This window comes from Verrucomicrobiota bacterium (assembly GCA_016871535.1).
In the GTDB taxonomy this organism is placed as follows: Bacteria; Verrucomicrobiota; Verrucomicrobiia; order Limisphaerales; family SIBE01; genus VHCZ01.
The window spans coordinates 22,295-36,279 of the sequence record VHCZ01000009.1 but is presented as its reverse complement, the minus strand read 5'-3'; the positions used below and the strand labels follow the sequence as shown (position 1 = coordinate 36,279).

Sequence of the window (13,985 nt, the reverse complement as noted above, 5' to 3'; positions counted from 1 at the left end):
CCATGATCCACTAATCCGTCCCCTCCGAAGGATCGCTTCACGCCTGCGGGAGCGTCAAATAGAAGGTGCTGCCTTGCCCCACCTCGCTCTCGACCCAGACCTTTCCCCCGTGCGCCTGGACGATGTGTTTCACGATGGAAAGTCCGAGCCCGGTCCCTCCCGTTTCGCGCGAGCGCGCTTTATCGACGCGGAAGAACCGCTCGAAGACGCGCTCCCGGGCTTCCGGCGGAATGCCCGGCCCATCGTCCTGGACCCAGACCCGGATCATTCCGCCGGGAATCGCTTTTGCGCCCAGGACCACGCGGCCTTCGCTTCGGCCATATTTGATCGCGTTCTCGATCAGATTGAAGAGCACCTGTTGCAGCCGGTCCGCATCGGCCTGGGCCCAGAGTTCGGCCGCAAGAAGATTCTCGACGGTCACCTGGCGCTCGCCGGCGCGGGCGCGCAAATCCTCCACCACGCGCTGTGCCTGCTCGCGCAAGTTCACCCGCTGCGCGTTCATGACAATCTGGCCGCTCTCCAGTTTCGAGATCGTGAGCAGGTCTTCGATCAGATACGTGAGCCGGTCCGCGTGTTTGTCGATGATCTGCAAGAAGCGCGTGAGTTGTTCGGGATCGCTTTTCGCGCCGTCCAGCAAAGTCTCGACGTAGCCTTTGATCATGGAAAGCGGCGTGCGCAGTTCGTGGCTGGCGTTGGCGACGAACTCGCGGCGGGTGTTCTCCAATTCTTTGAGGCGCGTGATGTCGTGAAACACCAGAATAATCCCCTGCGGTTTGCCGTCCTGGTCGATGTAGGCCGTGGCATCTACTTCGAGGCAGCGCGGTTCCCGGCCATGGAACTCAAGCTCGGTTTCCACGGCGCGGTTTTCGCCGGCGACCTTTGCGACCAGGTCGGTCAACGCCGGCCAGCGCAACGCTTCGGCGATGGTTTGGCCCCGAATGTCGGACGCGAGGTCGAGAAGTTTGGCCAGCGTTTGATTGGTGAGCTGGATTTTGCCGTCCGACCCCAGCAGGAGAACGCCTTCGACCATGCTGTTGAACAAGGCCTGTTGCCGCGCCTGGGCTTCCGCATTGGTCTGCTTTTGCTGGCGCAGCATGGTCGCGGTGTATTCTTCCCGCTCCTGCGCCCGTTGCTTCTGGTGGCGCCGCTCCCGCCGCCAGGCGTCCAGAAGAACCAGGCCGACCAGAACGAGGAAAAAGTAAATCGGCCACATCGGAAGAATCACTCTTCCACGCAGCGGTACCCGACGCCGCGGACGGTATCGAGATGTTTGGCGGCCGGGCCGAGCTTCTCCCGCAACCGCCGCATGTGGGTATCCACCGTGCGCGTGTCGATCAACGTGTCGTAATCCCAGACGTCTTTGAGCAATTGCTCGCGGGTCTGGACCCGGCCCTGGCGTTGCACCAGGAGAGTCAGCAGTTTGAATTCCGTTGAAGTCAGTTCGATCTTTCGCCCGCGGACGGTGACCTGATGGCGCGGAATATCAATCGAGAGCTGGCCCACGTGGATCAGTTCCTGTTTGCCTTCAGCAGCCTGGCCTCGGCGGAGCAAATTCTTCACCCGCAAAACCAGTTCGCGCGGGCTAAAGGGTTTCGTCACATAATCGTCGGCGCCCAGTTCCAGCCCGATGACCCGGTCCACTTCCGAGGCCTTCGCCGTGAGCATCATGATCGGAATGGCCGCCGTGGCCGGACTGCGGCGCAGCATTTTGCAGACTTCGAGCCCGTCCACCTCCGGGAGCATCAAATCGAGAACGATGAGCGCGGGCACAACGGCGTGCGATTTCCGGAGCGCTTCGGCCCCATCCGCGGCGGTGACGACATCGAATCCACCGGCGCGCAAATTGAACTCGATCAATTCCAGGGCGGCCGGTTCGTCATCCACCACCAGGATTTTTGGTTTCATCGGTTCGTGCCTACATAGCTGAGATGACGAATTGGTTTCGATCAAGTGACAAATGTGTGCCACTAGAAACCGCAGCTATTCGAGCGACCAGTACTGGATTCCATAGGACTCCAACAGCAGCGGCAGTTTCTGATTCCCCGCCTTCAGATTGAAGAATGGCTCGCGTTGACGGAGCGATCCAGCGTGTCGAAGTGGTAGCGCCCGCGTTCGGGCAGAAGGTTGAAGTATTCCTGGATGAACAGCCGAATCACGCAAGCCCAACTGGTAAGGACGCGTTCCACCGCGTCCCTGGAATGGCTCATTCGACTGTTGAGTAAGTTCAGGGACGGAGTGGAATCCGTCCCTACCAGGTTCAAGGGGGGTGATCGCTTTGTTTCTCGCCACTGCACCCAGCCGATGGTTAACTCGATTCACCTATGAAATATCTCCCGATTTTCCTTCTCCTGCTGGCGGCGACGGTTCAGGCAGCCGACCAAAAACCGAAAGCCGAAACCTTCCTCGACCCCTCCAAGGCCGGACAAGATTACCTCGATCAGGGCGAATACAGAAACGACTGGGGCGGCATTCAGGTCATTGCGCTGGGCGCGGGAAATTTCCGCATGGTCACTTACCAGGGCGGTTTCCCGGGCGAAGGCTGGAATCAGGAGTTCAAGACGGAAACCCCGGGCAAACGCGAAGGCCGCAAGATCGCCTTCACCGGCGAAGACAACTACCGCGCCGAGCTCGCGGAGGGCAAGATCACGATCCACACTGCCAACGGCGGGCCGTACATCATGGAAAAGACCGAACGCAAAAGCCCAACCCTTGGCTCCAAGCCGCCGGCGGGCGCCACAGTCCTGTTCGACGGCACGAGCGCCGACGCATGGGCCGACGGCCATTTGGATGACCGGCGCTTGCTTCAGGCCGGCTGCAAGAACAAGCAGAGTTTTGGCGACTTCACGGCGCACCTCGAATTTCTGCTTCCGTTCAAGCCACTCGGACGCGGCCAGGACCGGGGCAACAGCGGCGTCTATTTGCAGGATCGCTACGAAGTCCAGGTGCTCGATTCTTTCGGATTGAAAGGGGAGAACGACGAGTGCGGTGGCATCTACTCGCAAGCCAGGCCGTCCGCGAACCTGTGTTACCCGCCGCTCACGTGGCAGACTTACGATATCGACTTTGTGGCCGCGAGGTTTGACGAGACGGGCAAGAAAACCAAAAACGCCATCGTCACTCTCAAGCACAACGGCGTCACGATCCACGACCGCCTGGAATTGAAAGGGCCCACGCCCGGTGGAAAGAAGGAAGATTCCAGCGGCGGCCCCCTGCAACTCCAGGGACACGGCAACCCGGTTTTCTATCGGAATATCTGGGTCGTACCGAAGTAAGCGGTCACAGCTCGCCGCAGCGCAGATTTTCAATCTGCCGTATCGCAGAATTGCATTCTGCAAGGGCTCGACAAGTTTCCAGGGCTTTAGAAGTCGCAAAAGCGCTGCCGACGGCAACTCTGCGCTACGGCGGAAGGCACGCTACCACATACGGAAAACGTCCGGTTCGGCTCGCGAGGACGCTCGCCCTACGCTCGCCCCACCTCAACTGAGGGAATACGCACTTCTCGCTTGTCATGGAAGCGCAGACTCTGGAGATTGGCTATATGAAAACTCTCCTCGAATCCAATTCTTGCACCTCACGCCGGCAGTTTCTCAAAGCGACCGCAATGGGTGCTTTGGCTTCCGTCGTGGCGCCCGCTTTCGTGCGCGGCGCGAATCTCAACAGCCGGCTTCAGGTCGCCAGCGTCGGCGTCAACGGCATGGGCTTCACCGACGTGAGTTGGATCGGCTCGCACAAGGCCGTCAAGTTCGTGGGTTTTTGCGACGTGGACACCACGCGTTTTGGCAAAGCGGACGAGGCGCATCCCGGCGTGCCGCATTTCCAGGATTTCCGCGAAATGTTCTCCAAGCTCGGCGGCCAGTTCGATGCGGCCTCGGTTTCAACGCCCGACCACATGCACGCCTACATTGCGTTGGACGCGATGCGACGCGGCAAACACGTGTTTTGCCAGAAGCCGCTGACGCACACGGTGTGGGAGTCCCGGCAGATGCGCCTGCAAGCGGAGAAATCCAAAGTCATCACCCAGATGGGAAACCAGATTCATTCCCACAAAGAATACCGCACGGCGGTGGAGCTCCTGCGCGACGGCGTCATCGGCAAAGTCAAAGCGGTGCACTCGTGGGTCGGAGTCCAGGGAAACAACTACTCGAAGCTGCAAGCGCCGCCTTCGCCGGGGCCTGTTCCCGCGAGCTTGAATTGGCAAGTCTGGGTCGGCACGGCGCCGATGCGCGATTACGCGCCGGATGTTTATCATCCGTTCAAGTGGCGGGACTGGCAGGATTTCGGTTCCGGCGCGCTGGGGGATTTCGGCTGCCACATTCTCGATCCGATCTTCACCGCGTTGGATATCCGCGAACCGATGACCGTCCGGGCGGAACATGATGGGATCAATCAGCAAGTCTGGCCCGTTTCGGAAACCGTGCACTACCTGTTTCCGGGAACGCGCTTCACGGCGGACGGCACGTTGCCCGTGACCTGGTATGACGGCGGCCGGCAACCGGACAAATCCCTGGCGCAAATGCCGGAGTCCGCAAAACTGCCCGGCAGCGGATCGCTGATCATCGGCGAAGAAGGCAACATGGTCCTGCCTCACGTGGGTATGCCGCAACTTTACCCGGTCAAGAAATTCAGGAACTTCGACATCAAAGCAGAGTCGCAGCTCATCCACTGGCACGTGTGGGTCGAAGGCGTTCTCTCCGGCAAGAAGACCTCCGATGGCTTCGATTACGCAGGGCCGCTGGCGGAGGCCGTGCAACTGGGCAATGTGGCGGCCCGTTTCCCGGGGCAAGAGTTGAAATGGGACGCGAAAGCCTTGCGGATTACGAATCACGCTGAGGCCAGTGCGCGGCTGACCAAACAGTACCGGCAAAGCTGGGAAATCCACGCCGTCGCCTGATTCGGATAACTCCCTCTCTTCCCTGGTAAGGGAGGAGAGGACTGAGGGCTGGGGACAGGAGGGCCCGTGATTACTGCAATCGCAGCCAGGCGACGACCGGGAAATGGTCGCTCGGATACTGGCCGTCTTTCTGAAAGGTGACGATTTCGGTGGCGTCCGCAGCCACAGGTCCGCGCGCCAGAATCCAATCAATCCGGTCGCCGCCTTCCCGGGGGGTGCCGAATCCGTGGAAAGTGCTCATCCGCTCGTTGCGGCGCGTGCCTGCGGTGCTCCAGGTGTCGGTCAGTCCGTTTTGATTGACCAGGATTTCGTAGGCTTTGTTGCCTCCGGCGACGGCATTGAAGTCGCCGACGAGCAGGACGGGCAAGGCGGTCTTCAAGCCCTCGATTCGTTCCCGGATCAGCGCCGCGCTTTTCTCGCGAGCGGCCTGGATTTGATGATCGAGATGGGTGTTGAAGAAGTAGAATTGCCGCTGCGTGTGCCGGTCCAGGAATTTCACCCAGGTTACCATGCGCCGGTTTGAATTGCCCCACGTGCTGGACGCGATCACGTTGGGGGTGTCCGAGAGCCAGAAGTGATCGTACTCCAGCGGCTCGAATCGCTCTCGGCGATAGAATACGGCCATGAATTCGCCGCGGCTGCCGCCTTCGCGTCCGAGTCCGAGCCATTCGTACTGGGGCAGGTCCTGCGCAATGTCTTTGATCTGCGGATAGAGTCCTTCCTGAGTGCCGATCAAATCCGGGTTGAGCTTTTGAATGCATTCCCGCATGACTGGACGCCGCTGAGGCCAGGCGTTGGGCGGTTTTGGGCTGGCGTAACGCAGGTTAAAGGTCATCACGCAGAGGGTGTCCTTTGGCGAGTCCGCGGATGAAACAAGGCTGGTCGTGTCTGCTGAAGTGAGAACAAGCGCAAGGAGAATCGTAAGCATAGTCGGATCACACATTTTCGGACCGCAGTGAGCATAATTGATCCGGGTCTCTCGTGAATACAATTCCACGCTCAAAAACGGTCTTGTTGCCGCCAGTCCCAGCTTGTATCTCTCCGGGGACGGCCAGCCCGACAATGAAGACGCTTGTTTGCATTTCAAACTACGGGGACGGCCAGTTGCTTTATCTCCATCAGATCCTCATTGCTTACGACAACATGAGTGGATTTGAGGTCGATGTGGTCCTGCACACCACCGTTCCACTCGATCTCAGCCGGTATGCCTTTCGCGCCACGCAGATTCCGTGCGATCCGGCGATGGGCCGTGATCTGGCCCTTTGCCATCGGAAGGTGATGGACGAGGCGCAAGACCAGTACGATCTCTTCATCTACACCGAGAACGACGTGTTGATTGCGGAAGACAATTTGCGCGCGTTTTGTGAGACGAACGCGGTGTTGCCCGAACCCTACGTCGCCGGCTTTATCCGGTACGAACGCAACCGGGAGAGACCGGACGATCCGGAGATGTATTTGCCGGACGCGCACCCTTCCGGGGGCCGCGTGCTCAAAGGCCAACTCGTTCTCAACGGCCTGCGTTGCGCGCGGCTGAGAAATCTGCACCAGGGTTGCTCGGTCCTCACGCGCGCGCAATTGAAATGCGCGATGAAAAGCCCGTTCTACCATTACTACAATCGCGGCGATCCCTTGAACCGCGAGGTCGGCGCCTCGTTTGTGTATATCGGGTGCGGCCTGCAAAAGGTCATCCCGATCGACCGCCTCGAGGAACTGATGATTCATCATTTGTCGGACAAATACGTGCATCTTGACGAGCCGCCCTGGAACAAAACCCCGCCCTACACGCTCACGGAATTGAAGCGTTTCATCGCGGACTCGGAGAAACGGACCGCCGCGTGAATGCCAACCCAGTCCACCCACGAATTGTCAACGTAACCTTCCCATGAACCCATCTCCCGGACCGTGGCCTTTAGGCCGCCTCAACGCTCAACTCCGGAGAGTGCGCGGAAGCAGCCTAAAGGCTGCGGTCCGCACGGTCTCAGGTTCATGGGCCGTGTGCACGGCTCGAAGGCCGTGGAAGCTTCCCATGCACCAGACGGTCGGGCGAGCCTGTCCCCAGCGAGCCGAACCGGGCGTGTTCCACGCACGTCGAGCGGCTCGCCGGGACGGACTCGCCCTGCTACCCGGCGGTTCCTGAGCCATCCACTATGCTTCTTCTCTTTTTCTGCTCCGGCGCGACCGCTTTGATCTACGAAGTCGTTTGGTCGAAATACCTGGCGCTGATGTTTGGCAGCACGATCCAGGCGCAAACCGTCGTGCTCGCGGTGTTCATGGGCGGCCTCGCGCTGGGCAACCGGCTGATCGGCTCGCGCGCGGATTTCCTCCGCCATCCCCTCAAAGCGTACGGCTACCTGGAAATCGGAATCGGCCTCTTCGCGTTTTTCTTTCCCTTCCTTTACGAGAGCGCGGATCAAGTCTTTGTGAGCCTCGGATCAAAGGTTTTGGAGCACGGACTGGTGCTGCTCGGCCTCAAAGCGATTCTCAGTGTTTGCTTGTTGCTCCTGCCCACGGTCCTCATGGGCGGAACTTTGCCGCTGGTGGCGGCGTGGCTGCAGAAAGAATCAAGCGACGCCGGGCGCCGCTCCGCGCGCTTTTACTCGGTCAACAGCCTGGGCGCGGTGGCAGGCGCGGGGCTGGCAGGCTTCGTTTTGGTCAAGCAACTGGGAATGGTCTCCACGCTCCAGATGACGGCTCTGGCCAATGTCCTGGTGGGCGCGGTGGCCATCGTGCTTTCACGACGGATTAGCGCGGCAAGCGAAGCGATGCCGTCTCCTTCCCATGACCCGACCCACCCCTTACCCCTCCCAGGGGAACTTGATTCTGACGCAAGCCTGGCCTGGGCCAGCGTGATTGTGGCGGTGACGGGGGGTGTCTCGATGGGATTGGAAGTTCTGGCGTCGCGCTCGCTGGCCCTCATCTTTGGCGCGTCACTCCAATCGTTCGCCGTCATGCTGATGGCGTTCATTTTTGGAATTGGCGCCGGGGGCGCGGTCGTGGCTTCGCCGCGGTTCAGCCGTTTTCAAAAGCCGGCCACCACCGTGCCCTTGATGCTGTGCGCGGCATTCAGCGTGGCGATCTTCATCGTGAGCATTGAAGAATGGGCGATCCTTTACGCCAAGGCGCGAACGGGACTGGCTCAAACGGAGACCGGTTACCTGTTCAATGCGATTCTCACCTCGGCGATTGCGATTCTCGTGATCGGGTTGCCGGCCGGATTGTTGGGCGCGGTTCTGCCGCTCTGGATTCGCATCCTGGCCGGATCAACCACGACGCTGGGCGATCGCGTCGGCCGGTTGCTCACGTGGAACACGCTGGGCGCGGTGGCGGGCGTGCTGCTGACCGGCTTCATTCTGATGCCCGGGCTTGGGGTGCGCGGCGCTCTGGGAGTTTTTGCCGTGCTCGTCGCGATGTTTGCCGCAGCCACTTCATGGGTGAACCGCCAGCCCTGGCCGGCGGCCTTTTCTGTCGCGCTGGCCGGCGTGGTGGTCTGGATCTGGTTGGGACACGGTGACGAATGGAAACACACGTTGGCCTCCGGCATTTTCCGCCTGCGCACGGCGGAGGTTCCGTGGGATTTGATCGAGCAACGGCGGCGCCTCGTCGATCTCGTGTTTTACGAGGACGGCCCGGACGCGACCGTCTCCGTGGAAACCCGGTCCAAACAGAGCTCCAACCGAGATTATGTTCTTCGAGTCAACGGCAAGCCGGACGCTTCCGCACAGGGAGATCTATCGACGCAATATTTGCTCGCTCATCTGCCGATAATGGCGCGGCCGCAGAGCAAAGACGTGTTCGTGCTCGGATTCGGCAGCGGGATCACGGCGGGCGCGCTGTTGGGCCATCCCGTCGAGCGCCTGACCATCGCCGAGAATTGCCGGCCAGTCCTGGAGGCCGCGAAGATTTTCGAGCCGTGGAATCGCGGCGTTGCGACCAACTCTCGCGCGCGAATCCGGCTGGAAGACGGACGAACGGTCCTGAAACTGAGTCCGGAGAAATACGACATCATCATCAGTGAACCCTCCAACCCGTGGGTGGCCGGTGTCGCCAGCGTCTTTACGAAGGAGTTTTACGAACTGGCGTCGAGCCGGTTGAAGGAGGGCGGGATCATGGCGCAGTGGTTTCACATGTACGAAATGCACGACGGCATCGCGTTTCTGGTCCTCCGAACCTTCGCCCGCGTTTTTCCACACCTTGAAATCTGGGATTCACAGGAAGGCGACATCGTCCTGCTCGGCTCGCACCTGCCTTGGAAATCGTTTCCGGAGGTGTTCCGCGAAGTGTTTTCACGAGACGATCCCCGGTCCGATCTGGAACGCATCGGCCTCAAATCGCCGGAAGCCGTGTTCGTGCGGCAAGTGGCGTCCCAGCGAACGGCGTTCGCCGTGGCTGGGGATGGGCCGATCCAGTCGGATGCGTTTCCCGTGCTGGAGTACGCGGCGCCCAAGGCTTTTTACATCGCGGCGTTAGCTCAGCAGGTTTTTTTGTTCGACGAGCGCACCTGGCAAATGGACCTGGCGCCGGAGGAAAAACGCACGATTCTCCGTTCGCTGCCGGATGAATTGCTCTACGCGACGTTCGGCAATTACACCTTCAGCAATCGAGAACTGCGCAGCTATCTCCAGTGGCGTTCCTCCAGCTTCCAGAGCAACGATGGCCGCAACGTGTATCACGCCAGCCCGTTCTTCCCCGTCGTCTTCAGGCCGGCGGAGTCTTATCCGCTCGTTCCGGAGATCCCGCCCAACTCGACCTCGGAAGCAACGGATTTGTTGCTCGCCCAGGCGCTTATTTTTACACGGCCCACGCTCTGGGAAGAGGGGGTTCGATCCATCGAAAAAATTCTCGAAGCCCGAGCGAGTGGGAAAGAAAAAGGCGCGATCGTGGATTGGCTTCCAGGCCACTTCGCGTCCGTGGCCGCGCGAGCGCGGTTGACTCACGGCGACGCGGAAGGCGCTCGGCGCGACGTCGAACTGGGTCTGAAAATCGTTCCGGACGACATCCAGTTGCTCTATCTCCAGCGGATCATCGAGCGCCATTACACCCAGCCGTAGTCACTTCCCCTCCTTCGCCCACTGTTTCATGAGGCGGATGTTTTTCTCGGTGACGTTTTCCTGGTTCGGCTTGCTGGCTCGTCCGCCCAGATAAACCGCCATGTCGCTGTCGTACATTTTTTCAGGCTCAGGCTGGCGGCCCTGGTCGCGGGTTTCTTCCATCCAGCGATCCAGGCGCGCGCGCAAGGCCGCAAGCGTCTTGGCCTGGCTCGAATCGGCCGCGAGATTCTTCACCTGCCAGCGGTCCGTCGTCCATTCGTAGAGTTCTTCCGCCGGACGTGTCGGACTGAACAGAAGTTTCTCCTGCAAATCATCAAGCTGACCCGCGGCGTGCATTTCGCGCAAACGTTTCACGATGCTCTTGGCGTCTTTGTAAGCGTTGGGCTGAAGATGCGGGCGAAGCGGGAGAAAGTTGGAAATGTACAGGAATCGATCCGTCCGCACCGAGCGAATGTGTTCCACGGTCTCATCGCACCGGTCGCGAGCGGCAAAGACGGCGTCGCGCGGCCGGTAATCCTTCGCGAACACGTCGCGCGCTTGCATGCCCCTGGGCAGGGGAATTCCCGCCGCCGCCAGCGACAGGGCAGCCATGTCGAGGTGCTCGATCAAATCGTCGCGCACGCGGCCTTTTGGTATGCCAGGGCCGCGCACGACGAACGGGATGTGCGTCCCCTCGTCGTAAAGGAACTGCTTGCCCCGCGCGTGGCTGATGCCGTGGTCGGTCATGAAAAGAATGAGGGTCTGCTCCAGAATGCCTTCCTTGTCCAGCCGCGCGAGCACTTGCCCGACGTGCCGGTCGGTGAAACGAACCGTGTCCAGATACGCGGCCCAATCGCGAAGTTGCACGGGATCGCGCGGGTAGCAGGGCGGGAGCGTGACCTTGTCGGGATCAGTCGCGCTGTCGAACTCCCGGGTCGCGCGTTCGAGGAGTTGGCGGGCGGCCGCGTCCGTGCCGCCGCGCAATTTGCCGCCGGCCAGTTGCACTTGCATGAAGAAGGGCTGGCCTGCTTTGCGGTCCGACCAGTCCTGGCTGTCATACATTTTCTCGTCCCACTCGAAGTTGTAATCGGTCTTGCCGAGCCCGCCGCCGCGGTTGGCCGGGCGTCCGGCGCGATTGGCATTCGTCAGACCGCTGCCGATGCAGGTGAAGTAACCGGCCTTCTGGAACAGCACCGGAATCGGCACGACGCCTTCAGGCAGATGGATTTTTTCCACGCCGCGTCCGCTGCGATGGTGGTGAGCGCCGATCGTGGTTTGATACATCCCGGTGATGAGCGCCGAACGGCAGGGCGAACAAACCGGCGCGGTCGTGAAAGCGCGCGAGAACCGCGTTCCCTCGGCAGCCAGGCGATCCACATGGGGTGTTTGAATGAGCTTCTCGCCGTAGCACGAAAAGTTCGCAGACATGTCATCGACGACAAACCAGAGAACGTTCGGGCGATCCGCCGCGGCAGCGCTGTAAGTGGCGGCGGCGACCAGCAGAGCAAGGAGGGGCCGTTTCATGGTCGGCAGTGTGCGCTTGAAGCCGCGCGCGAGGCAAGTCTGAGACTGAGGCCCTCCGTGATGGTGGGGCGAGGCTGCCGAGCCATTCCTCGTTGGCATTAAAACGAGGGGCCCCTATCCTTCAAACGTCGATCCTCATGATTGGCCGTGTGGGGGAACGTCTGGCAACTTCCTTGAAGCCTGCGCGCCGAAAAGCGGAAAGGGTCCCGGTCCAGGCAAAGGCATCCGGCATTCGGCTTTTCCGAGGCACGACAGGATAACCCTCAACAATCCGCGCGCCGTGACGGGAGGCGTGTTCGGCAGCGGCTCTCAACAATTGCGAGCTCACGCCCGCCTGTCGAAACGGTTTGGCGACGAACAGACAGGTCACCGACCAGACGGGCCTTTCATCCGGGGGCGCCAGGACACGCGACCGCTCCAGAAAAGTATAAACCTTCCGGGGGGCGACGGCGCACCAGCCAATGGCTTGTCCGTCCGCATACGCCAGCACGCCCGGCACCTGGCCCGACTTCACGATTTTCCTGAAGGCCGCCTTGTTGCCGTCGCCTTTCTGCCGGAGAAAATCTGCGCGTTTCAACCGCCACGTCATGCACCAGCAACCGCCGCACGCGCCGCGCTCGCCAAACAAGGCTTGCAGGTCAGGCCATCGTTCAGGGGTGAGTGGCCGAAACGTCAGCAGCAACCGAATTTTGTGTTTGAGTGGTTCCATTTGGTGAGCAATGGAACAATGAAGGAAATGAACCAAGACCTCAAGAAATCACCTTCTCCTCCTTCCCATCCCAGAGCATCGTCTTGCTCTGGCGGAAGGATTCGACCGTCATCCTTGATCGCGACCATGGCCGCCTCGACGCGCATCATCCTACAGACGTGGCACGTAGAAACGCGGAAAGCGTCCCGGTCCATATGTGTTTGTGTACCTTTCGCCGTAGCGCAGAGTTGCACTCTGCCGTATCGCCGATTTGCAATCGGCGGCGCTCCGGCGAGTTCCAGAGCTCTAGAACTTGTCGATCCCCGGCGGAATGCAATTCCGCGATACGGCAGATTGCAAATCTGCGCTACGCTAAACAGATCCCGGCGGCCCGCCGAACACACGGAGCGTCCGCGAAATTCGGTTTCCAGTGAGGCACTGACACGTGTCGATGCCGTCGGCGAGACGCCGACGCATGCAGCCGAGACGACCGCGCTCCTCATCTTGCCTGAATAGCTGCTGTTCAAATTGTTTTCACTTTCTCCGCGTGTGCATCCCACAGCATCGTCTTGCTCTGGCGGAAGGATTCGACCGCCAGCTTGATCGCGACCATGGTGGCGCAGCCGAGGTCGGCGTTGCAGGCGAGCTTGTCTTTGCCACGGAGCACGTCGATGAAATTGCCTTCGAGATCGCGGCGCTGTTTGATCGGCAGGCGGACTTCCTCTTTGCCGTCGTTCTTCGCTTTGAATTCTTCTTTGAATTCGCCGTTCCAGCGCAGGGACGGTTCGCCGCCGAGTTCCATGGTGCCGTGTTTGCCGTAGATCCGGTCGGGCAATCCGGCGTCGTTGGTCAACGTGCTCACGAGAAAGATCGACCATTCATTGGGATAGTCGGCCGTCATCATGAACATGTCCGGGATGTCGCGCCCGTCCTTCTCCACGTAAAGCCCGCCGTTGGCGTTGACGCGGCGCGGGTACTCGCCGTTCGGTCCGGCGATCGCGATGAGCAACGGCGCGAGCTTGTGATAAAGCAGGTCAGTCGCAACGCCGCCATTGTACGGCCAGTATTTGCGGAAACGGAAGAAGTGTTCGGGCGTCCAGGGAATCTTCGGGGCCAGGCCCCATTGGTGTCCGAGCCACATGTCCCAATCGATGTAATCTTCGCCGGTTTTGTCCGGTCCGGCGGTGAGATCGATTTTCTGGTGCTCGTTGAAGAGGCAGATGCGGGCGTTGCGATTGTAACTGCCGTGCGCCCAGGTGACCTTGCCGATGCGCCCGGCTTTGATCGCCTCGTGCGCTTGCCAGTAGGAATCGTTCGCCGTGCCGTTGGGGCCGACCTGGAGAGTTTTCCCGGTGCGCTTGACGGCGTCGCGCAACTCGATGGCTTGCTCGACCGTGTGGGTCATGGGCTTTTCGACATAGACATGCTTGCCGGACTCCATGGCGTCGATGGAAATCTTGGCGTGCCAGTGATCCGGCGTCGCAATCAAAACCGCATCGAGATCCTTTCGCTCAAGCAGCTTTCGGTAATCCAGGTAGCCGTCCCCTTTGCAAATGCCTTTGGCGCGCGTGACACGGCGTTGATAGACATCCGACACAGCGCGGACGACGATGTTGTCGATCTGGCTGCGTTTGACCAGGCTGTTCACGTGGCCCGTGCCCATGCCGCCGCAACCGATGACGGCGAAATTGATGCGATCGTTCGCGCCGAGGACGGCGGAATAGGACGAGGGCGGCAACGCCAGCGCGCTCGCGGCGAGAGCGGAGGATTTCAGGAATTCGCGGCGGGAGGTTTTGAATGTTTTCATGGTGGGTTTTTGCGTTGCAGGATTGGCGATTCGTCTAGTGATGTGTCT

The 13,985-nt window shown here is 60.4% G+C and carries 10 protein-coding genes; 4 read left to right on the top strand and 6 right to left on the bottom strand.

The features are described 5' to 3' along the window. Positions 1–37: 37 nt before the first annotated feature. A complete protein-coding gene (locus tag FJ398_02545; protein MBM3836838.1) occupies positions 38–1,213 on the bottom strand; it encodes a PAS domain-containing protein in 1,176 nt (391 codons plus the stop codon). A gap of 8 nt (positions 1,214–1,221) precedes the next feature. Then, on the bottom strand, positions 1,222–1,905 hold the full coding sequence (locus FJ398_02540; GenBank protein ID MBM3836837.1) for a response regulator: 684 nt from the start codon (positions 1,903–1,905) through the stop codon (positions 1,222–1,224). Between the two features lie 416 nt (positions 1,906–2,321). Here FJ398_02540 and FJ398_02535 point away from each other — a divergent pair, with 416 nt between their 5' ends. Together FJ398_02535 and FJ398_02530 are read left to right on the top strand one after the other, a co-directional pair. Continuing rightward, positions 2,322–3,272 (top strand): DUF1080 domain-containing protein, encoded by a 951-nt coding sequence (locus FJ398_02535; GenBank protein MBM3836836.1) that lies wholly within the window; start codon positions 2,322–2,324, stop codon positions 3,270–3,272. Between the two features lie 266 nt (positions 3,273–3,538). Then, the gene (locus FJ398_02530) at positions 3,539–4,891 is read left to right on the top strand and encodes a twin-arginine translocation signal domain-containing protein (GenBank protein ID MBM3836835.1); all 1,353 of its coding nucleotides are present in this window, start codon (positions 3,539–3,541) and stop codon (positions 4,889–4,891) included. 70 nt (positions 4,892–4,961) lie between these two features. Here FJ398_02530 and FJ398_02525 read toward each other — a convergent pair whose 3' ends face one another. Further along, positions 4,962–5,726: an endonuclease/exonuclease/phosphatase family protein gene (locus tag FJ398_02525; GenBank protein ID MBM3836834.1), complete on the bottom strand. Its 765-nt coding sequence runs from the start codon at positions 5,724–5,726 to the stop codon at positions 4,962–4,964. A 227-nt stretch (positions 5,727–5,953) separates the two neighbouring features. On the opposite strand from FJ398_02525, the gene FJ398_02520 reads away from it, so the two are divergent. Together FJ398_02520 and FJ398_02515 are read left to right on the top strand one after the other, a co-directional pair. Further along, positions 5,954–6,730, top strand: a complete 777-nt coding sequence (locus tag FJ398_02520) for a hypothetical protein (protein MBM3836833.1) — start codon at positions 5,954–5,956, stop codon at positions 6,728–6,730. Positions 6,731–7,038: 308 nt separating this feature from the next. Further along, positions 7,039–9,939 (top strand): hypothetical protein, encoded by a 2,901-nt coding sequence (locus tag FJ398_02515; protein MBM3836832.1) that lies wholly within the window; start codon positions 7,039–7,041, stop codon positions 9,937–9,939. Here FJ398_02515 and FJ398_02510 read toward each other — a convergent pair whose 3' ends face one another. From FJ398_02510 to FJ398_02500, 3 genes are all read right to left on the bottom strand, one after another. Continuing rightward, positions 9,940–11,442, bottom strand: coding sequence for a sulfatase (locus tag FJ398_02510; protein MBM3836831.1), 1,503 nt, complete (start codon positions 11,440–11,442; stop codon positions 9,940–9,942). Between the two features lie 121 nt (positions 11,443–11,563). Beyond that, a complete protein-coding gene (locus FJ398_02505) occupies positions 11,564–12,151 on the bottom strand; it encodes a GNAT family N-acetyltransferase (protein MBM3836830.1) in 588 nt (195 codons plus the stop codon). A 502-nt stretch (positions 12,152–12,653) separates the two neighbouring features. Next, the gene (locus FJ398_02500) at positions 12,654–13,937 is read right to left on the bottom strand and encodes a Gfo/Idh/MocA family oxidoreductase (protein MBM3836829.1); all 1,284 of its coding nucleotides are present in this window, start codon (positions 13,935–13,937) and stop codon (positions 12,654–12,656) included. Between the last annotated feature and the right edge of the window lie 48 nt (positions 13,938–13,985).

Bases quoted from the DNA above. Each gene is read 5' to 3' on its own strand.
- FJ398_02540 (MBM3836837.1), bottom strand. From the start codon at position 1,905: ATGAAACCAAAAATCCTGGTGGTGGATGACGAACCGGCCGCCCTGGAA.
- FJ398_02515 (MBM3836832.1), top strand. From the start codon at position 7,039: ATGCTTCTTCTCTTTTTCTGCTCCGGCGCGACCGCTTTGATCTACGAA.
- FJ398_02545 (MBM3836838.1), bottom strand. From the start codon at position 1,213: ATGTGGCCGATTTACTTTTTCCTCGTTCTGGTCGGCCTGGTTCTTCTG.
- FJ398_02500 (MBM3836829.1), bottom strand. From the start codon at position 13,937: ATGAAAACATTCAAAACCTCCCGCCGCGAATTCCTGAAATCCTCCGCT.
- FJ398_02535 (MBM3836836.1), top strand. From the start codon at position 2,322: ATGAAATATCTCCCGATTTTCCTTCTCCTGCTGGCGGCGACGGTTCAG.
- FJ398_02510 (MBM3836831.1), bottom strand. From the start codon at position 11,442: ATGAAACGGCCCCTCCTTGCTCTGCTGGTCGCCGCCGCCACTTACAGC.
- FJ398_02525 (MBM3836834.1), bottom strand. From the start codon at position 5,726: ATGACCTTTAACCTGCGTTACGCCAGCCCAAAACCGCCCAACGCCTGG.
- FJ398_02505 (MBM3836830.1), bottom strand. From the start codon at position 12,151: ATGGAACCACTCAAACACAAAATTCGGTTGCTGCTGACGTTTCGGCCA.
- FJ398_02520 (MBM3836833.1), top strand. From the start codon at position 5,954: ATGAAGACGCTTGTTTGCATTTCAAACTACGGGGACGGCCAGTTGCTT.
- FJ398_02530 (MBM3836835.1), top strand. From the start codon at position 3,539: ATGAAAACTCTCCTCGAATCCAATTCTTGCACCTCACGCCGGCAGTTT.